At 62.7% G+C, this 17,843-nt stretch carries 19 protein-coding genes and 3 tRNA genes; 12 read left to right on the top strand and 10 right to left on the bottom strand.

Translation table 11 applies throughout. The features are described from left to right. The first annotated feature begins 65 nt into the window (after window positions 1-65). Window positions 66-142: transfer RNA gene (locus KF719_RS01280), tRNA-Pro, on the top strand. A 16-nt stretch (window positions 143-158) separates the two neighbouring features. Here KF719_RS01280 and KF719_RS01275 read toward each other — a convergent pair. After that, window positions 159-371, bottom strand: coding sequence for a hypothetical protein (locus KF719_RS01275; protein WP_293506421.1), 213 nt, complete (start codon window positions 369-371; stop codon window positions 159-161). 169 nt (window positions 372-540) lie between these two features. Between KF719_RS01275 and KF719_RS01270 the strand changes: the two genes are divergently transcribed. From KF719_RS01270 to KF719_RS01250, 5 genes are all read left to right on the top strand, one after another. Next, the gene (locus tag KF719_RS01270; RefSeq protein ID WP_293506419.1) at window positions 541-849 is read left to right on the top strand and encodes an ETC complex I subunit; all 309 of its coding nucleotides are present in this window, start codon (window positions 541-543) and stop codon (window positions 847-849) included. A 16-nt stretch (window positions 850-865) separates the two neighbouring features. Continuing rightward, window positions 866-942 (top strand) — tRNA-Arg (locus KF719_RS01265). A 28-nt stretch (window positions 943-970) separates the two neighbouring features. Next, window positions 971-2,002, top strand: coding sequence for a histone deacetylase family protein (locus KF719_RS01260; protein WP_293506417.1), 1,032 nt, complete (start codon window positions 971-973; stop codon window positions 2,000-2,002). A gap of 136 nt (window positions 2,003-2,138) precedes the next feature. After that, entirely contained in the window at window positions 2,139-2,870 is a 732-nt protein-coding gene (locus tag KF719_RS01255) for a tetratricopeptide repeat protein (RefSeq protein ID WP_293506415.1), read from the top strand. 112 nt (window positions 2,871-2,982) lie between these two features. Further along, entirely contained in the window at window positions 2,983-4,308 is a 1,326-nt protein-coding gene (locus KF719_RS01250; RefSeq protein WP_293506413.1) for a D-arabinono-1,4-lactone oxidase, read from the top strand. A 3-nt stretch (window positions 4,309-4,311) separates the two neighbouring features. Here the strand turns inward: KF719_RS01250 and KF719_RS01245 are convergent, their stop codons facing one another. After that, a complete protein-coding gene (locus KF719_RS01245) occupies window positions 4,312-4,536 on the bottom strand; it encodes an acetyl-CoA carboxylase biotin carboxyl carrier protein subunit (protein ID WP_293506412.1) in 225 nt (74 codons plus the stop codon). Window positions 4,537-4,549: 13 nt separating this feature from the next. Then, window positions 4,550-5,713 (bottom strand): cystathionine beta-lyase, encoded by a 1,164-nt coding sequence (gene metC / locus KF719_RS01240; RefSeq protein WP_293506410.1) that lies wholly within the window; start codon window positions 5,711-5,713, stop codon window positions 4,550-4,552. Between the two features lie 371 nt (window positions 5,714-6,084). On the opposite strand from metC, the gene KF719_RS01235 reads away from it, so the two are divergent. The 4 genes from KF719_RS01235 to KF719_RS01220 are packed head-to-tail and all read left to right on the top strand — an operon-like array spanning window position 6,085 to window position 10,116. Next, complete coding sequence (locus tag KF719_RS01235; protein WP_293510543.1) at window positions 6,085-7,014, top strand: amino acid ABC transporter substrate-binding protein; 930 nt, start codon at window positions 6,085-6,087, stop codon at window positions 7,012-7,014. Window positions 7,015-7,044: 30 nt separating this feature from the next. After that, window positions 7,045-8,229: an amino acid ABC transporter permease gene (locus tag KF719_RS01230; protein ID WP_293506408.1), complete on the top strand. Its 1,185-nt coding sequence runs from the start codon at window positions 7,045-7,047 to the stop codon at window positions 8,227-8,229. Between the two features lie 3 nt (window positions 8,230-8,232). Next, complete coding sequence (locus KF719_RS01225; RefSeq protein WP_293506406.1) at window positions 8,233-9,333, top strand: amino acid ABC transporter permease; 1,101 nt, start codon at window positions 8,233-8,235, stop codon at window positions 9,331-9,333. 9 nt (window positions 9,334-9,342) lie between these two features. Then, the gene (locus tag KF719_RS01220) at window positions 9,343-10,116 is read left to right on the top strand and encodes an amino acid ABC transporter ATP-binding protein (RefSeq protein WP_293506404.1); all 774 of its coding nucleotides are present in this window, start codon (window positions 9,343-9,345) and stop codon (window positions 10,114-10,116) included. 9 nt (window positions 10,117-10,125) lie between these two features. Here KF719_RS01220 and KF719_RS01215 read toward each other — a convergent pair whose 3' ends face one another. The 6 genes from KF719_RS01215 to KF719_RS01190 form a co-directional block, all read right to left on the bottom strand. Next, on the bottom strand, window positions 10,126-10,644 hold the full coding sequence (locus tag KF719_RS01215) for a GNAT family N-acetyltransferase (RefSeq protein ID WP_293506402.1): 519 nt from the start codon (window positions 10,642-10,644) through the stop codon (window positions 10,126-10,128). Window positions 10,645-10,667: 23 nt separating this feature from the next. Then, on the bottom strand, window positions 10,668-11,513 hold the full coding sequence (sseA, locus tag KF719_RS01210; RefSeq protein ID WP_293506400.1) for a 3-mercaptopyruvate sulfurtransferase: 846 nt from the start codon (window positions 11,511-11,513) through the stop codon (window positions 10,668-10,670). A gap of 24 nt (window positions 11,514-11,537) precedes the next feature. Further along, the gene (locus tag KF719_RS01205; protein WP_293506398.1) at window positions 11,538-12,536 is read right to left on the bottom strand and encodes a cysteine synthase A; all 999 of its coding nucleotides are present in this window, start codon (window positions 12,534-12,536) and stop codon (window positions 11,538-11,540) included. A gap of 93 nt (window positions 12,537-12,629) precedes the next feature. Continuing rightward, window positions 12,630-13,244 carry an NUDIX domain-containing protein gene (locus KF719_RS01200; protein WP_293506396.1) on the bottom strand — a complete coding sequence of 205 codons (615 nt, stop codon included), beginning with the start codon at window positions 13,242-13,244 and terminating at the stop codon, window positions 12,630-12,632. Between the two features lie 45 nt (window positions 13,245-13,289). Further along, window positions 13,290-14,576, bottom strand: coding sequence for a cyclopropane-fatty-acyl-phospholipid synthase family protein (locus tag KF719_RS01195; protein WP_293506394.1), 1,287 nt, complete (start codon window positions 14,574-14,576; stop codon window positions 13,290-13,292). A 214-nt stretch (window positions 14,577-14,790) separates the two neighbouring features. Continuing rightward, a tRNA-Asn gene (locus KF719_RS01190) sits at window positions 14,791-14,865 on the bottom strand. A gap of 172 nt (window positions 14,866-15,037) precedes the next feature. On the opposite strand from KF719_RS01190, the gene KF719_RS01185 reads away from it, so the two are divergent. Beyond that, a complete protein-coding gene (locus KF719_RS01185) occupies window positions 15,038-15,325 on the top strand; it encodes a hypothetical protein (protein ID WP_293506392.1) in 288 nt (95 codons plus the stop codon). Here the strand turns inward: KF719_RS01185 and KF719_RS01180 are convergent. Next, a complete protein-coding gene (locus tag KF719_RS01180; RefSeq protein ID WP_293506390.1) occupies window positions 15,308-16,381 on the bottom strand; it encodes a polysaccharide deacetylase family protein in 1,074 nt (357 codons plus the stop codon). The genes KF719_RS01185 and KF719_RS01180 overlap by 18 nt on opposite strands. 176 nt (window positions 16,382-16,557) lie before the next feature. Between KF719_RS01180 and KF719_RS01175 the strand changes: the two genes are divergently transcribed. Further along, window positions 16,558-17,832: a GNAT family N-acetyltransferase gene (locus tag KF719_RS01175; protein WP_293506389.1), complete on the top strand. Its 1,275-nt coding sequence runs from the start codon at window positions 16,558-16,560 to the stop codon at window positions 17,830-17,832. The last annotated feature ends 11 nt before the right edge of the window (window positions 17,833-17,843 follow it).

The raw sequence follows: 17,843 nt of genomic DNA, 5'->3' as shown, positions 1-17,843 counted from the left end.
GCCGGAGGGTGCGCGGCCGGTGTATGGCAAGCCGGATCGGGCGGCTTCGTGTTCGCCGGATATGTCGGGGCGTAGCGCAGCCTGGTAGCGCATCTGCTTTGGGAGCAGAGGGTCGCAAGTTCGAATCTTGCCGCCCCGACCAATATCAGGATTGGCGGTCAGGCCGCCTGGGGCATCGAAGTCTTGATTTCCGAACCATCGAGCCACCATGCGCGGCTGGCAAGCCTCTCAACGCTGCGCGCCGGCCAGAGCGGCGTCCCGCTTTGCGAGATCGACTGCGTAAGGTCGAGCACGCATTCGATGTCGGTCCGGTTGAAGCCATGTGCGGCGAGCAGCGCGGTCGCGGCCTCGCGATCGAGGTAGGTATTCATTTCCGGTGCTCCTTCGAACTCGGGGAGGCATTCGGGACTTGGGCGTCCAGCGCCGCCGACCCCTGCGATGATGTTGTTATCGCTTGCAAATCTGGCTGTTTTAGGGCGATAAGAATAAAGTTTCGCGACGTTCTCCGTTGGTACGGGGATTATGGTTCAGGGGCATCGATTGGCAGCCGCGCGCATCTACAAACCCGCCAAGACGGCTATGCAGTCCGGCCGGGCCAAGACCAAAAAATGGATGCTCGATTTCGAGCCCGCCAGCGCGCGCAGGATCGAGCCGCTGATGGGCTGGACAAGTTCGGGCGACATGAATTCGCAAGTCACGCTTCGCTTCGACAGCAAGGAAGAAGCGATCGCCTATGCGGAAAGACTCGGGCTCGACTACCGGGTTTTCGAGCCCCGGTCGCCGCGCCGTTCGATCAAGGCCTATGCCGACAATTTCAAATATGGCCGTCAGGAACTCTGGACTCACTAGGCCCGCCCGGCATCTCGATCCCGTAGCTCAACCGGATAGAGCAACAGATTTCTAATCTGTCGGTTGCAGGTTCGAGTCCTGCCGGGATCGCCATGGGGGTTTGCCGCATAGAGGCTTGTCTATGAAGGTTGTCTTCGACCCGGCGCAGAAGCGTCACTATCCCCGTCATTTTCTCGTCAACGGCGTTGTCGAGTCCAATCCGGAAGTTCCAGAGCGGGCGGACCGGCTGCTGGCCGCGGCGCGGCAGGCGGGTCTTGAGCATGTCACGCCGAAGGATCATGGTCTTGGACCGATCTCGGCGGTTCACACGCCTGAATACGTCGCCTTTCTTTCGACCATCCATGAGCGCTGGCTGCGGATCGAAGGCGGCTCCGATGAAGTGGTGCCGGGTATCCATCCGGACCGGCGCGATGGGGCCTACCCGCTCTCGGCAGTGGCGCAAGCCGGCTACCACATGGCGGACGGCGCCTGCCCGATTGCGGCGGGAAGCTGGGAAGGCATCAAACGCAGCGCCGATGCCGCGGCGGATGCCGCCGGCATGGTTCGCGACGGCGCGTCCTGGGTCTATGCGCTGAGCCGGCCGCCGGGTCATCACGCGTTTGCCGATATGGCCGGCGGCTTTTGCTACGTCAATAATTCGGGGGTGGCGGCACAGGTGCTTCGCGGCCACCACGACCGCGTGGCGATTCTCGATGTCGACGTTCATCACGGCAACGGTACGCAAGGAATGTTCTATGGCCGGTCCGACATCCTCACGGTGTCGATCCATGCCGATCCCGTCCGCTTCTATCCGTTCTTCTGGGGACATGCCGATGAGCGCGGCGCCGGCGTTGGCCTTGGATACAATTACAATCTGCCGCTGCCGCGTGGCACCGGCGATGACGCCTATATGCCGGCACTGACGGCTGCGCTGCGCCGTATTGAGGCCTTCGCGCCGGGGGCGCTTGTGGTTGCACTGGGGCTCGATGCCTACAAGGACGACCCGCAAGGGGGATTGTCGATCACGACCGGCGGATTCGGGCGGATCGGCGAAACGATCGGCCGGATTGGTCTGCCCACTGTGCTGGTCCAGGAAGGTGGCTATCTCTGCGACGGTCTCGGCCCCAATCTGACCAGCTTTCTCGAGGGTTTCGGCACTTCCCATAAGCTTTGAGCGGGTCCGGCTTGCTGGGGCGGGGTTTGTGACCAACCTTTAACTTGCGTGTTTGGAACCGCTCCGGATCATGGTTTCCGGGAAATATGGGCCAAGAGGGAAAAAATCCCTGCAGGTGCCCGAGAGGGAGAGAAAAATGCGCCGACAGACCCCCAGTGTGTCCGCCGCGACGAGCGAGGGACGGCTGTTTTATGCCGCCACCGCCTTTTTGATTCTGCTCGCCGCCCTGATGTTTGCCGCCGGATCGGCGGTGGCCGCCACGTTGGCCGACCCGACAAAGCCTGATCCGTCGATCGAGGGCCAACCGAACGAGGCGTCCGGGCAGGATCTCTATGTGCGCGGCTTTTATCCGGAAGCGCTGGCCGAGTGGAAGAGGGCGGTCGAGGTCAACAAGGATCCCGGCGCGGCCTTCCGTCTCGGCGAGGAGCACTTCGATGCGAAGGTTGTCGAGCGCGACGTGGAGACGGCGCTCAAATACTATTTCATCGGTGCGAACGGCGGCGACAGGCGCGCGCAAATGGACCTTGGCTCGATGTACGACAAGGGATGGGGTGTGCCGCAGGACATGAAAGAATCCGCACGATGGTTCGAAGCGGCGGCACGGCAGGGCCTTGAAAGCTCCCAGTACAACATCGCCACCATGTATGAGGACGGCGTTGGCGTCGAAGCGGACAAGGTCAAGGCGTATATGTACTACCAGTTGGCGATCGAGGGCGGCTTCCCGCGCTTTGCGGCGGAGGCGATCGAGCGGTTGTCGGAATCGATGACGCCGGCCGAAATCAAGCAGGCATCGATCATGGCGCGTGACTTCAAGCCGTTGACGCGCGAGGAAAGCGCGGCGGAAATGGCGGCCGCGGACGCGAATTGACAACGCAACGTATGCCGAAAATCGAAGCCCCGGAGCTGTACTCCGGGGCTTATTTCTTTTGACCGGGCGGGCGAAACGCTATCATCCGTGCAGCTGAAAATGGAGATGCGGAATGACGGATGTCTGGTCGAACTGGTCGGGGTGGGTAAAGGCGTGGCCGCAAGGCATTGCGGCGCCGACGACCGAGGAGGAAGTGGCTTCGATCGTTCGCGATGCGCCGGCACCCATTCGTACCGCCGGGCGGGGACACTCTTTCACGCCATTGGTCGAAAGCGATGGGACGATTCTGACGTTGTTCGGTTTGTCCGGTGTCGTCGACCATGACCCGACAGAGATGACGGCGCGCATCAAGGCCGGCACGACGATACGCGATCTCGGGCCGCTGCTCTTCGAACGCGGGCTCGCGTTGCTCAATCAGGGAGACATCGACAGACAGACGCTGGCCGGCGCCGTCGGGACGGGTACGCACGGCACGGGTGGCGGGCTCGGCTCGCTTTCCGCGGGCGTCAAGGCGTTCCGGCTCGCGACAGCCAGTGGCGAGGTTCTCTCCTGCAGCCGCACCGAAAATTCAGACGTTTTCGATGCAGGCCGTGTCAGCTTCGGTAGCCTCGGCGCGATGACCGAGATCACAATGCAATGCACGAAAATCTATGCATTGGAGGAAACCGGCGGGCGAATGCCGATTGCGGAAGCGCTCGACAAGGCAGAGGCAATGCGGGACGAAGCACGGCATTTTGAGTTTTTCTGGTTTCCGTTTGCAGATCAGGCGCTCGTCAAGTTCCTGAGAGAAACGGACAAGGAAGCGCGTCCGCGGCGAAGGCGGCCGGACGGCGAAATGTCGCGCGACGACAAGATCATGAAACTGACCTGCGAATTTTCAAGGACGTTGCCGTTCTTGCGGGGGCCGCTGCAGAAGTTCCTGACTTCAGCGAGCGGGTCGCGCTATTCGAGCGGGTCGATCAACGGCGTCGAAGGGCAGGCGACCAAGGTGCGCTGGTCGCACGATGCATTTCCGAGCGACCGAAATGTGCGCTTCAACGAAATGGAGTATGCGGTGCCGGCAGAAAAAGGCCCCGATTGCATTCGCGAGGTTGCCGAGCATATGCGCAAATGCGGAACCAACTTTCTGTTTCCGCTGGAGTTTCGCTATGTCGCGGCCGACGATGCGTGGCTGTCGCCATTTTATCGCCGCGACAGCGTGACGATTTCGGTCCATCAGTATCATCGTCAGCCCTACAAGGAATTATTTGCGGGCGTCGAGGATATTTTTCGCCGTTATGACGGACGGCCACACTGGGGCAAGCTGCACACGCGCGGCGCAAAGGATTTCGAGGCGCTCTATCCGAAGTGGGATGCTTTCCGGGAGGTGCGACGACAGCTCGACCCGGCGGGAAAGTTTCTCAACGCGCATCTGAAGCAGATATTCGGAGATGCGTGAGCGTTAGCCCTGTTCGACGATGGCGACTGGCTGGCCTTCTTCGACCATATCTTCTTCGGCGACAAGAATTTCGACCAGCGTGCAGTCGGCGGGCGCCGCCACGGGAATTTCCATCTTCATCGATTCGAGGATCAGGATTGCGTCGTCCTCCGCCAGCCGGTCGCCTGCTTTCGTCTCGATCTTCCAGACCTTGCCCGCGATTTCGCTTTTGACTTCAATTCTGGTCACGTTGCGTCTTCCGTTATTCGTTGCAGGCGCGGAGCCGCTCGAAGCCCGCATCGAGATCGGCAATCAGGTCGTCCGGGTCTTCAAGGCCGGCATGAAGGCGCAGCATCGGACCTTGTGCCTCCCATTTTGTGGCCGTTCGGATTTTGGCCGGGTCTTGCGGGATGATCAGGCTTTCGAAGCCGCCCCATGAATAACCCATGCCGAAAAGTTCCAGACCGTCGAGCATGGCGGCGAGCGCGGCTTCGGATGCCGGCTTGAGTTCGATGCTGAAAAGCCCGCTCGCGCCGGTAAAGTCGCGCTTCCAGAGCGCATGGCCGGGATGGCTCGGCAATGCCGGATGAATGACGCGGGCGACTTCGGGCCGCGCGGCGAGCCAGCGCGCCAACTTCAACCCGGTCTCCATATGCCGCGCGAGGCGGACGGACAATGTGCGGATACCGCGCAACACCAGATAGACGTCGTCCGGCCCGGCGCAGAGTCCGTTTGCGCCGTGGCTTGCGACCGTGTCGCGCCATGCGGCTTCCGTCGTCGTGATCGCGCCCATCATTACGTCGGAATGGCCGCATAGATATTTGGTCACGGCCTGGATCGAAACGTCGACGCCGTGTTCGAACGGCTTGAAATAGAGCGGTGAGGCCCAGGTGTTGTCGATCATCACGATTGCGCCGGCCTTGTGTGCGGCTTTGGAGATGGCCGGGATGTCCTGCACCTCGAAAGTCACCGAGCCGGGGCTTTCGGTGAAGACGACGGCGGTGTTCGGTTTGATCAGCGCCGCAATATCGCTTCCCAGACATGGGTTGTAATATTCGACGTCGACTCCATAGCGTTTGAGAACGCGCTCGCAGAAATGACGCGACGGCTCGTAGGCGCTGTCGGTCATCAGCAGGTGGTCGCCGGTCTTGAGATGCGCGAGGAGGGCCGCGGTGACGGCGGAGAGGCCCGAGGGGGTCAGCAGCGTGCGATAGCCGCCCTCAAGCTCGGCAATCGCCTCCTGCAGGGCGGCGGTTGTCGGCGTGCCGCGCCGGCCATAGGTGAAGGGCTGCTTGCGCGTCCGGACTGCATCGAGGGTTGGGTAGAGAATGGTCGATGCGTGATAAACGGGTGGATTGAGGATGCCGAAATTAGCCTCCGGGTCGCGTCCGGCGGTGACGATCAGCGTGTCCTGCTTCTTCTTCATCCGGCATCGTCCGTCAATTGGCGTCGGCCGATCATGCCCGCGGCCCTTTGCGCCCTTCAAGGCCAAAACGCCAATTGGCGAAATGGAGGCGGGTTGGAATGGACTACAGGGTTTGCGTGTGGGCCGCCTGCGGTTAGTCTCAACGAATCCAGCATAGCATTTTCATCGAACAGGCTGACAAAGGACGCTGAATGAGGAATCCCGTGGCCGCCCTTCTTCTGGGCATCCTGATCGGCGTGGGCGGGCTCTATTTCGTGCTGCCCTACGATGCGGCGGCCGTGCTGGCCGGACGAGGGACAGCACCTGCGACAACGGTGGAGACGGAACCGGGCGCCGAGCGGACGGGCGCGGGCGAGACGTTGAGGCGCGTAATGCGGCGCGGCTTCCTGCAATGCGGTGTCAGCCAGGGGCTTGCCGGCTTTTCCAGTCCCGACGAGCGCGGCCGGTGGTCCGGCATCGATGTCGATTATTGCCGGGCGATCGCCGCGGCGATTTTCGGCGACGGCGAGAAGGTTCGGTTCCGGCCGCTTTCGGCAAAGGACCGCTTCACGGCGCTGCAATCGGGCGAGGTCGACATTCTGTCGCGCAACACCACATGGACAATGTCGCGCGACACGCAGCTCGGCTTCGATTTCGCCGGCGTCATCTATTATGACGGGCAGGCGTTCATGGTGCGGAAGAGCTCCGGCATCACCAAGGCCGAACAGCTGGCCGGCGCGACGATCTGCACACAGACCGGGACCACGACCGAACTCAATCTCGCCGATTATTTCCGCGGCCGTGGGCTCGACTACCGGGTGCTCTCCTTCGAGAAGAACGACGAGGCGATCAGCGCCTACGATCAGGGACGGTGCGACGGTTATACGACGGACGCTTCGGGCCTCTATGCCGAACGGCTGAAGATGCAGCGTCCGGAGGACAATATCGTTCTGCCCGAGATCATATCCAAGGAGCCGCTCGGGCCCGTGATACGGCAGGGCGATCCGCAATGGGCCGATATCGCGCGCTGGACGCTTTCGGCGTTGCTGAATGCCGAGGAGCTTGGCATCACATCCGAAAATATCGAAGAGATGCGTGAGAGCGAGAATCCGTTGGTTCGCCGTCTGCTGGGCGCGGAAGGCTCGTATGGTGCATCGGTCGGACTTGGGCCCGACTGGGTGATCGATATTGTGCGCGCCGTCGGCAATTACGGCGAGATTTTCGAACGCAATGTCGGTGTCGACACACCACTTGGCATTGAGCGCGGCCTGAATGCGTTGTGGACCGACGGGGGCGTGATGTACGCGCCGCCGATCCGCTGACGGATCGCAGGCGAGGGGGCCGGGGAAGGTATGCAGAAACCCGTTAAACGCGGATCGGGCATGGGGATCAGTTGGTATAACCCCCGCGTCCGTTCAATCGTCTACCAGGCAGGCGTATTGGCTGCCGTCATCGCCGTCGTCTGGTTTTTCACGGCGACGGCGCAGGAAAATCTCGAGCGTCTCAACATTTCGACCGGTTTCGGCTTTCTCGACACGACGGCCGGTTTCGGCATCATCCAGACCCTGATCCCCTATACCGAGCAATCGAGCTACGGCCGGGCGTTTCTCGTCGGGCTGCTCAACACGCTCTCGGTCGCGGTGATCGGTATCGTGCTTTCGACAATGCTCGGCTTTGTCGTTGGCGTGGCGCGGCTGTCGCCGAACTGGCTGTTGTCAAAGATCGCGGCGGCCTATGTGGAGGTAATGCGGAACATTCCGCTGCTGCTGCAACTCTTCTTCTGGTACTTCGCGGTGCTGCGGCCGCTGCCCGGCCCGGCCGAAAGCATCGAGGCGCTGCCGGGGGTCTTTCTCAGCAATCGCGGATTGATCCTTCCCGATCCGGTGCTGGATGCGGGCGCCGGGTTGTTTTTCGGCGCGCTTGCGGCGGCGGTCGTGGCCGGCTTTGTGCTGGTCCGGTGGGCGCGAGCGCGGCAGCGCGCGACGGGTCAATTGTTTCCGGCGCTGCGCGTCGCCGCGACGCTGATCGTCGTTCTGCCGCTTCTCGCATGGGCCATCGGCGGCACACCCTTCCATCTGGAATATGCGACGCGCGGCGACTTCGATTTCAGCGGCGGTGTACGCCTGTTGCCGGAGTTTGTGGCGCTGGTTCTGGGGCTCACGCTCTACACGGCGGCTTTCATCGGCGAAATCGTCCGCGCCGGTATTCAGTCGGTCGACCGGGGCCAGGGCGAGGCGGCGGCGGCGCTCGGCCTCAAGGACAGCACGACGCTGCGGCTTGTGGTGGTGCCGCAAGCACTGCGCCTCATCGTGCCGCCGCTGACCAGCCAGATACTCAATCTCACGAAGAACTCCTCGCTGGCGGTTGCCATCGCCTATCCCGATCTCGTGGCGGTGTTTGCCGGCACGGTGCTCAACCAGACGGGGCAGGCCATCGAGGTTATCGCCATCACCATGGCGGTCTATCTGACGCTCAGTCTCGCGACGTCACTGGCGATGAACTGGTACAATGCGCGCATCGCGCTCAGGGAGCGGTAGGCCATGAGCGTGATCGACACGATGGGACCGCCGCAAAAATCCGGAAGCGTTCTCGGCTGGCTGCGGCGCAATCTCTTTTCGAGCATCGGCAACACGGTGCTGACACTTGTTGCCGCCTATCTGCTGTGGCTCACCGTGCCGCCGCTGCTCAACTTCGCGATCTTCGACGCCGTGTGGACGGGCGAAACACGCGAGGCTTGTCTCGGTGAAGGCAAGGGCGCGTGCTGGCCGCTGGTCTGGGCGAATTTCGGCCAGTTCATCTATGGCCGCTATCCGGAATCGGAAATCTGGCGGGTCAATATCGTGTTTGCGCTGGGCTTCATCGCACTGGTGCCGATGCTCATTCCGTCGGCGCCTGCCAAACGCTTCAACGTGATTTTCCTGCTGGTCGTCTATCCGCTGATCGCGCTGGTGTTGCTTGCCGGCGACCGGCCCGGTCTGCCGCCGGTGCCGACCAGCGAGTGGGGCGGGTTGCTGGTCACGCTGGTCGTCGCCGTTACCGGCATCGTCGTTTCGCTGCCGCTCGGCATTGTGCTGGCGCTCGGGCGGCGTTCGTCGATGCCGGCGATCCGCATGTTGTCGATCATTTTCATCGAGTTCTGGCGCGGTGTGCCGCTGGTGACGGTGCTGTTCATGGCGAGCGTCATGTTGCCGCTGTTTCTGCCGGAAGGTCTCAGCCCCGATAATCTGTTGCGCTGTCTCGTCGGTGTCGCGCTTTTCTCATCGGCCTATATGGCGGAAGTGGTGCGCGGCGGGCTGCAGGCGATACCGGCGGGGCAATACGAGGCGGCGCGGGCCGCCGGCCTCAGTTATTGGCAGACGATGGGGCTCGTCGTGCTGCCGCAGGCGCTGCGCCATGTCATTCCGGGCATTGTCAACACCTTCATCGGTCTCTTCAAGGATACGACGCTGGTGCTGATTGTCGGCATTTTCGACGTGTTGGGACAGGTCAGAGCGCAGCTTTCCGATCCGAACTGGACCGTGCCGCAGGGCGCGCTGACCGGCTATCTCTTTGCCGGGATCGTCTTCTGGATCTTCTGTTTCGGCATGTCGCAATATTCAAGTTTCATGGAGCGCCGGCTCAATGCCGGGCGCGGCCGCTAGGAGGTCAGGATGGCGGCGGATACCGCAAAAGCGATGCGCGTTTCGGACAAGGTGATGATCGAGATGTCGGGCGTGCATAAATGGTTCGGCGATTTTCATGTGTTGAAGAATATCGACCTGACGATCAAGGAGGGCGAGCGGATCGTCATTGCTGGGCCGTCAGGCTCGGGCAAATCGACGCTGATCCGCTGCATCAACCATCTCGAAACGCATGATGCGGGGAAAATTGTCATCGACGGCATCGAGCTGACCGAAGACCTGAAACGCATCGACGAGGTCCGGCGCGAGGTTGGCATGGTGTTCCAGCAGTTCAACCTCTTCCCGCATATGACGGTCCTCGAAAACTGCACGCTGGCGCCGCTCTGGGTGCGCAAGATGCCCGAGGCCGAGGCGCGCGACCTTGCGATGAAGTTTCTGGAGCGCGTGCGCATTCCCGAACAGGCTGACAAATATCCCGGTCAGCTGTCGGGCGGACAGCAGCAGCGCGTGGCAATCGCGCGGGCGCTCTGCATGAACCCGAAGATCATGCTGTTCGACGAACCGACCTCGGCGCTCGACCCGGAAATGATCAAGGAAGTTCTCGATGTGATGGTGGAGCTGGCGCGCGAGGGCATGACGATGCTTTGCGTGACGCATGAAATGGGCTTTGCGCGCGAGGTCGCCAACCGGGTCGTCTTCATGGACGAAGGCGAGATCATCGAGCAGGCCTCACCGGAAGAGTTTTTCAGCGCCCCGAAGAACGAGCGCACCAAGTCGTTTCTGGCGCAGATACTGGCGCACTAGGAGCTGGCGTCAGTCGATCTCCTCCAGCTCGGTCTCCTCCTGCGCGTAGGGCGTGAAGCCGTGCCGCTGGTAGAGGGGGAGGGCGCGGGGATGGTCCAGCGTGCAGGTTTGCACGATCAGGCGCTTCGGGCCGCGCGCCCAGGCGAGCGCGATGGCTTCGCAGAGCAGGAAACGCCCGAAGCCCTTTCCGACATGCTCGGGCATCACGCCGAGGAATGAAAGTTCCGCGCGTTCGGGATTGCGGAAATCGAGTTCGAAATAACCCGCCGGAACGCCGCCGCTATAGAGAATGTAAATCTCGACCTCGTCGTTCTGGACGATGCTGGCGAGGGCTTCATCCGAGAGCCGTTTGCGGTTGACCCAGACATAGTGGCTGCCGATCTCGTGATAGAGGTAGCGATAGAAATGGACAGGCGGCTTTTCGGCGCGCATCAGCGCATATTTTCCGAGCGGGCGCGGCGCCGGCGGTAGCCGCGGTTCGGCCAGCATTTCGAGATGCGTGACGATCGTCTTGTGTTTCTTCCCCATGCGCTCCGTCCCGGCTGCCCGGATCAGGCCTCGACGGGCATCTCCATGACGGCGCCCCATTCGGCCCATGAGCCATCATAGACGGGGACTTGCGGCTTGCCGAGTACGGCAAGGCCGAGCGCGAGGATGGAGGCGGTGACGCCAGAGCCGCATGTCGTCACCACGGGCGTCGAAAGGTCGAGGCCGGCACGCTCGAACAGGGCGCGGAGCTCGTCGGGTTTCCGGAGTGTGCCGTCGGCGGCGATCAGTTCCGAGGCCGGAAGGTTGAGGCTGCCCGGAATGTGTCCGCCGCGCAGGCCGGAGCGCGGCTCGGGCTCGGTGCCGTTGAAGCGGCCGGCGCTGCGGGCGTCGAGCACCTGTTCGGCGCGCGTGTCGAGATTGGCCATCATTTGCGTCCGGTCGCGGATCAACCCGGAATTGCGTCGCGCCGTGAAGTGGCGGGCGCTGTGGCGGGGTTTCATGTCGTCAAGCGGCCGGCCTTCGTCTTTCCACTTCCGTAGGCCGCCATCCAGCACCGCGACATCGTTGTGGCCCATGACGCGAAACATCCACCAGATGCGGGCGGCGCTGAAAAGCCCGGCACCGTCATAGACGACGATGCGGGCGCCGTCGCCGAGGCCGAGGGCGCGGACGCGCGAGGAGAATTTCTCCGGCGACGGCAGCATGTGGGGATAGGGGCTGTCGAGGTCGCAGATCTCGTCGATGTCGAAGAAGACCGCGCCGGGGATATGCGCGCGTTCATATTCGGCGCGCGGATCGCGCTGCGCTTGCGGCAGGTACCATGAAGCATCGACAACCCGCACATCCGGCGCGTCGAGATGCGCGGCCAGCCATTCGGTCGTCACCAGCGTTGAGACGGGGGCGGGCATCCTTGGGCTCCTTGCGGTTGACGCTCAGAGCCAGTCCGGTGCGGGCAATCCCTTTTCTTTCAGGAAGGCCGGGTTGAACATCTTGCTCTGGTAGCGCGTTCCGTAATCGCAAAGGACCGTGACGATTGTGTGACCGGGTCCCATCTCCCGGGCGAGGCGGATGGCGCCGGCGACGTTGATGCCGCTCGAGCCACCGAGGCAGAGCCCTTCCTCTTTCAGCAGATTGAAGACGATGGGCAAGGCTTCTTCGTCGGGAACCTGAAAGGCGTCGTCGATGGGTGCATCCACAAGGTTGGCCGTGATGCGGCCCTGGCCGATGCCTTCGGTGATCGAGGTGCCCTCGGCCTTCAGCTCGCCATGCTTGTAGAAATGATAGAGCGCCGCGCCCATCGGGTCGGCAATGCCGATCCGGACATTCCGGTTGCGTTCCTTAAGCGCCATGCCGACGCCGGCCAGCGTGCCGCCGGTGCCGACGGCGCAAATGAAGCCATCGACCTTGCCGTCGGTCTGCTTCCAGATTTCGGGGCCGGTGGTTTCAATGTGGGCGAGGCGGTTCGCCACATTGTCGAACTGGTTCGCCCAGATTGCGCCGTTCGGCTCCTTTGCCGCCAGTTCCTCGGCGAGGCGGCCGGAATATTTCACGTAGTTGTTGGGGTCCTTGTAGGGAACCGCCGGCACTTCGATCAGCTCGGCGCCGCAAAGCCGCAGCATGTCCTTCTTTTCCTGCGACTGCGTGTCGGGAATGACGATGACGCTCCGAAAGCCGAGTGCATTGCCGACAAGGGCGAGGCCGATACCGGTATTGCCGGCCGTGCCTTCGACGATGACGCCGCCGGGCTTCAGCGTGCCGCGTTTCACGGCGTCCTGAATGATGTAGAGCGCCGCGCGGTCCTTGACCGACTGGCCGGGATTGAGGAACTCCGCCTTGCCGAGTATCTCGCAGCCGGTTTCTTCCGACGCGCGCCGCAGGCGCAGCAGGGGCGTGTTGCCGATCGAATCGACCAGTCCGTTCTTAATATCCATGAGATCCGGGCGCTTTGCTTTGTCGGTGGCGGGGGAACTGGAACATACGGACGAGGCCCCTTGCATTCAAGACGAAACGGGTGGATTTCAGGTTCATGCCATTTGCGACTTGTTCAATATAAGCCATTGAATCATAAGGGTTGTTTTTGCGTCGACGATGCGTCCGTCCTGGGTGGCGGCATAGGCGTCGGCGAGCGGCACGACGACGGCGCGAATATCCTCATGCTCATGTGCGAGCCCGTGAATGCCGCCGACGCCGGCAAGGTCGGTCGGCGCGGCATAGAGATAGGTGCGTTCGCCGTATCCGCCGGGCGACGACCAGACGGTCGAAATCGGATGCGGCGTTCCGATCTCGCAGCCGGCCTCTTCCCGTGCCTCGCGCGCAGCAACCCCGGCCGGCGTCTCGCCGTCATCGACAATGCCGGCAACCGCCTCGAAAAGCCAAGTCGCCTCGCCCCAGACAAGCCCGCAGGCGCGGAACTGTTCGATCAGCAACACCGCATCGAGCCGGGGATCGTAGGGCAGCACCATCGCGACCTCGCCGATGGTGTACATGTCGCGCGTCACCTCGTCGGACCAGCCGCCATCGAAGCGGCGGTGGCGGAAGACGAGGCGTTCGAGCTTGCCCCAGCCGCGGCCGATGATGTCGCGCGAGCGGAGATCGACGTCGGCAAGGCTGCGCGGCGTCGGAATCAGGCGATTTTCCATGAACGGACTCCAGACTGGCGGGAAAGCGCAGTCTAGCAGTCCGGTTCAAGGACGCGCGAGTGTCACCTGCGTGACGTCGATATTGCCGGCGCGGAAGCCTGCTTCGCAGTAGGCGAGATAGTATTCCCACATGCGGCGGAAACGTTCGTCGAAGCCCTGGCGCTGAATGTCGGGCCAAGCGGCGCGGAAGCGTTCGCGCCACTGGCGCAGCGTTTCGGCATAGTCGAGGCCGAATTCCAGATTTCCGGCCCAAGTCAGGCCGGCGCGCTGCACCTGCTGTTTCAGGATCGACGGCGAGGGCAGCATGCCGCCGGGAAAGATGTAGCGCTGGATGAAGTCGGCGCGCTTGCGATACGCGGCGAAGGAGCGGTCGGCGATGGTGATGATCTGCAAACCGGCCTTGCCGCCGGGTTTCAGACAATCGCGAACCTTGTCGAAATAGGCCGGCCAGTATTCCTCGCCCACCGCTTCGAACATCTCGATGGAGGCGACACGGTCGAACTTCTCCTCAACATCCCGGTAATCCTGGTAGCGGATATCGACCTTGTGAGAGAGCTGCCTCTTCTCCATCCGCTCGCGGGCGAAGGCGAGCTGTTCCTTGCTGATCGTGATGCCCGTCACGCGGCAGCCGATCTCGCTTGCCGCATACTCGGCGAAGCCGCCCCAGCCGCTGCCGATTTCGAGCAAATGGTGCTCGGGCCGGAGGTCGATACGTTCGGCAAGCGAGCGATACTTGTTGATCTGGGCGGACGACAGATCCTGTTCCTTGTGCGCAAAGCGCGCCGAGGAATAGGTCATGGTCGGATCGAGCCAGCGGCGATAGAAGCCGTTGCCGAGATCGTAGTGATATTCGATGTTGCGCTTCGATCCGGTTTTCGAGTTGCGGCGCAGCATGTGCCCCAGCCGCGCGACGAAGCGGAAGACCGGGTTGCCCGTCAGCTTTTCCTGCAAGGCGTCGGCGTTGCCGAGAAAGAACTCCAGAAATGCCGTCACATTGGGGCTGTCCCACATGCCGTCGAGAAAGGCTTCGGCCGCGCCGAGGTCGCCGCTGGCAAAGAAGCGCCGGGCGAGGCCGAAGTCGCGAATGATCATTGTGGCGTCGCTGCCGGGTTCGGTGCCCTTGAAACGCAAGCTGCGTCCGTCTGGCAGGATGACCGTCAGCGAGCCGTGCCTGACGCGCAGCAACAGCCGGAAGGCGAGGCGGACGAGGCGTGGAATGCCGTCCAGCGTGGCGAGATTTTCGGCCGTGACATCGACCGGCGCCGGATGCACAGCCGGTTCCTCGGGCTTGTCGTGAGCGCCGCGCTCGGCGGCAAGTGGCGTGTCCTGCATCGCTGCGAGACCTCCTCCTCCAATCAGCCGTTGCAAAGAGTATAGGCCATTAGCCGCGCAGGCCCAACGCTTCCCGGTCCTGATGGCTACGGGGCGGAGGGCGGGGCGGTTCAATCGGAAAGGAGGTTTTCCGCGGTGCGGACGAAAAATCGGCCGTGCGAAGCGCGCGCGGCCTTAAATCGTGTGACGCCAAAAATGAGGGTGAAGACGAAAATGGCTCCCCGGGCCGGATTCGAACCAGCGACCAACCGGTTAACAGCCGGTTGCTCTACCACTGAGCTACCGGGGAGCAGACCGGCGATGCGCCATATGGCGACCGCCGACGAAGGCTGCGTATAGCAAAGACATTTGCCCCATGCCAGCCAAATGTCTTGTTCCCGCCACCTTTTCCCCTTATCTGCCTTGGCGGCGGGCCGCTCGTGAGGGCGCCTACTCAAACCTCACGCGGAGAGCGATCTGTCATGGCGGCCGTGCGGCTGGGCAAGCGGAGAATCAACGTTCCCGGAACGCCGATCGTCCGGATTGTGATCGGTGTACTTCTGATCATCTTCGGAATGTTGGGCTTCCTGCCGTTCTTCGGCTTCTGGATGTTGCCGCTCGGCGTCGTCGTGCTGTCGGTCGATTTGCACCCGGTTCGCCGGTTCCGGCGCCGCTTCGAGGTCTGGTGGGGCCGTCGCCGGCTGCGCAAACGGGCCGAACGGCGCGCGGCGCGGCAGCGTCAATTGCCGTCGTCAGTCGATCCCCAATGAACGGATCGGCCGGGCGAGGGCGAAGGGCAATCCGCTCAGCAAGGCTTCCAGCATGCGCCGGTCCTGATATTCCCCGTTGAGCGAGAGGCGCGGCAGGCGGCATGGCCGGCATGCGTGTTCGGGTCTGACAAGCCCCTTGCGCGTCGTTGTGGCCGAGCGGAAGCCGAGCGCTTCGGCGCGCGCGAAGTCGGCGTCGCCGGCCGATGACGGGTCGCCATAGGGATAGGAGAAATGACGCGGGCGATAGCCGAGTTCGGTCTCGATGCGCGTCATGCCCTGTTCGATATCGGCGCGGGCGCGCATATCCGGAAGCCCGGCTTGCGCGAAATGTTCGGCCGTATGCGCCTCGATGCTCGCCAGCGGGTGTCCGGCGAGCACCCGCACCTCGTCCCAGCTCATCGCCAGTTCGCGTGTCAGCGCTTGCATGTCGAGCCCCTGTTCGGCGGCGAGGCGCCGCACTTCGGCGCGCAGAACGTCTTCGGGCAAGGCGCGCAAAGCCCAGTAGATCTTGTTCCAGGCTGCATGCTTCTCAATGCCGTCGCGCGTGAACATCGCGATCTCGCCGTCCGGCAGCATCACGCGGATCGCAACGGACGATGCGATGATGCGCTCAAGCGCGACCCACCATATTTCCGCCGTTCCGTCCGGCAGGCCGGTCGTCAGATACACCGTGAACGGAACATTGTGACGTTCGAAAACGGGCAGGGCATCGGTCAGGTTGTCGCGATAGCCGTCGTCGAGCGTGAAAACGGCGAAGCGTTCCGAGAGGTCGCCCTCGATCAGTCGCGTTACCGCTTCGTCGAGACTGAGACAGGCATAGCCGAGCTCGCGAACGAGGCCGATCGTTTCCTCCAGAAAACCGGGCGTGATTTCGAGAAGGCGGTTGGGGGCGAAGTCGGTGTCATCCGGCTCGCGAACGCGATGCAACATGAAGATGACGCCGACGCCGGCAAGCGATGCTGGCGCCAGCCGGACCGCCCCGCTGGCATGGAGCGCAAGCAGCACCCGGCCCATGGCGGTCGGTTTTCGATAGGGGTTCGTTAGCGGGGTCGTCATTCCTGAAACCTGTGAGGGGGCCGGTGGGCTGCATTCTGGCGTGGAAAGGTTAATGCGATTCCACCTTGCACGGGCCTTGCAGCGGCAGTGGCAAGCGGGAAAGAGCGTCCGAAATCGAGAAAAATGACGCCGCCCGTTGAGCGACAAACGACAAACCAGCGTGGCGAGGCCCCCCGATGACGCCGCTGACGAAGACGAATGCCGATATGCGTGCCGTTCCTGTCCTTCCGGACGGCGAACCGCATGATTCCGCGAAAATTTTGACCGGCCCCTGGGACGATAACCCCCTCGCAGGCCCGGATGTGCTGCTTTCGGTCCATGAGGACTTCGAGCCGCTGAAGGCCGTTTGGCAGGAACTGGAGCGTGCGGGTGACTGCACGGCGTTTCAGACCTATGCCTGGCTCACGGCCTGGCAGCGTCACATTGGGACAAAGCAGGGCGTTCGGCCCGCGATTGTCGTAGGATGGGACAGTGCCGGCGGCGCGCTGTTCATCCTTCCGCTGGCGATCGAGCGGAACTGGCTGTGCCCCCGTCTCGTCTGGCTGGGTGGCGATCTTTGCGACTATCAGGCGCCGCTTCTGTCGAAGGATTTTTCGCGCCGGATCGGCGTTGCCGGCTTCCCGGCACTTTGGGCCCAGATTCGCAATCTGCTGCCGTCCCACCAGATCGTCTCGCTCGACCGGATGCCGGAGCGCGTGGGCGCGCAGGCCAATCCGTTCATGGCGCTGGACGGCAACCGCCATCACCCCTGTTTTGCACACAAGACGGTGCTGAAGTCCGATTGGGAGAGTTACTACGGCGAGAAGCGTTCGTCGGCGAGCAAGAAGCGCGACAAGCAGAAGCGCCGCAAGACCGAGGAACTCGGACAAGTGTCGCTTGTCACCCCGGTGACGGCTGAGGAACGTCTGCGCGCGCTTGATACGCTGATGGCTCAGAAGTCGGCGGCCTTTGCCCGCATGGGTGTCGCCAATCTCTTCGACAAGCCGGGGTATCGCGATTTCTACCGCGATCTGGCGACGAATGACGATGCGGGCGACATGATTCATATCTGCTATCTCGATGTCGGCGGCGCGGCTGCGGCAGCGAACTGGGGCGTCAGCTTCGGTGGTCGCTACTCTTATGTGTTGGCGAGCTACGACGAGACGGCCGAAACGGCCAAATACGGGCCGGGCGTCATCCAGCTCATGGAGCTGATGGCCCATGCCACCGCGACCGGCCATAGCGAGTTCGATTTCACGATCGGCGACGAGGCCTACAAGGAGCAGTGGTGCGAGGTCGAGGTTCCGCTTCACGACCATATGGAGCCCAACAGTCTGATGGGCTGGATCGGTCTCGGACCCGAAATCGCCTATTTCCAGGTTAAACGTTTCATCAAGCATAGCCCGGTACTTTGGCACTGGTTTACCCGGTTACGCGCCGCCGCCGGTTCGCTGCGGGCGACCGGCGCCTGAGGGCTTTCGAC

The sequence above is a fragment of the Parvibaculum sp. genome, from assembly GCF_019635935.1.
GTDB lineage: Bacteria > Pseudomonadota > Alphaproteobacteria > Parvibaculales > Parvibaculaceae > Parvibaculum.
Note: the sequence above shows the minus strand (reverse complement) of the source record. Positions and strands in the feature narration are given on the sequence as shown.

Excerpts from the sequence above, each read along its gene's own strand:
- KF719_RS01275 (WP_293506421.1), bottom strand. The coding sequence starts at position 371 with ATGAATACCTACCTCGATCGCGAGGCCGCGACCGCGCTGCTCGCCGCA.
- KF719_RS01260 (WP_293506417.1), top strand. The coding sequence starts at position 971 with ATGAAGGTTGTCTTCGACCCGGCGCAGAAGCGTCACTATCCCCGTCAT.
- KF719_RS01255 (WP_293506415.1), top strand. The coding sequence starts at position 2,139 with ATGCGCCGACAGACCCCCAGTGTGTCCGCCGCGACGAGCGAGGGACGG.
- KF719_RS01250 (WP_293506413.1), top strand. The coding sequence starts at position 2,983 with ATGACGGATGTCTGGTCGAACTGGTCGGGGTGGGTAAAGGCGTGGCCG.
- metC (WP_293506410.1), bottom strand. The coding sequence starts at position 5,713 with ATGAAGAAGAAGCAGGACACGCTGATCGTCACCGCCGGACGCGACCCG.
- KF719_RS01235 (WP_293510543.1), top strand. The coding sequence starts at position 6,085 with ATGCGGCGCGGCTTCCTGCAATGCGGTGTCAGCCAGGGGCTTGCCGGC.
- KF719_RS01230 (WP_293506408.1), top strand. The coding sequence starts at position 7,045 with ATGCAGAAACCCGTTAAACGCGGATCGGGCATGGGGATCAGTTGGTAT.
- KF719_RS01225 (WP_293506406.1), top strand. The coding sequence starts at position 8,233 with ATGAGCGTGATCGACACGATGGGACCGCCGCAAAAATCCGGAAGCGTT.
- KF719_RS01220 (WP_293506404.1), top strand. The coding sequence starts at position 9,343 with ATGGCGGCGGATACCGCAAAAGCGATGCGCGTTTCGGACAAGGTGATG.
- KF719_RS01215 (WP_293506402.1), bottom strand. The coding sequence starts at position 10,644 with ATGGGGAAGAAACACAAGACGATCGTCACGCATCTCGAAATGCTGGCC.
- sseA (WP_293506400.1), bottom strand. The coding sequence starts at position 11,513 with ATGCCCGCCCCCGTCTCAACGCTGGTGACGACCGAATGGCTGGCCGCG.
- KF719_RS01205 (WP_293506398.1), bottom strand. The coding sequence starts at position 12,536 with ATGGATATTAAGAACGGACTGGTCGATTCGATCGGCAACACGCCCCTG.
- KF719_RS01200 (WP_293506396.1), bottom strand. The coding sequence starts at position 13,244 with ATGGAAAATCGCCTGATTCCGACGCCGCGCAGCCTTGCCGACGTCGAT.
- KF719_RS01195 (WP_293506394.1), bottom strand. The coding sequence starts at position 14,576 with ATGCAGGACACGCCACTTGCCGCCGAGCGCGGCGCTCACGACAAGCCC.
- KF719_RS01185 (WP_293506392.1), top strand. The coding sequence starts at position 15,038 with ATGGCGGCCGTGCGGCTGGGCAAGCGGAGAATCAACGTTCCCGGAACG.
- KF719_RS01180 (WP_293506390.1), bottom strand. The coding sequence starts at position 16,381 with ATGACGACCCCGCTAACGAACCCCTATCGAAAACCGACCGCCATGGGC.
- KF719_RS01175 (WP_293506389.1), top strand. The coding sequence starts at position 16,558 with ATGACGCCGCTGACGAAGACGAATGCCGATATGCGTGCCGTTCCTGTC.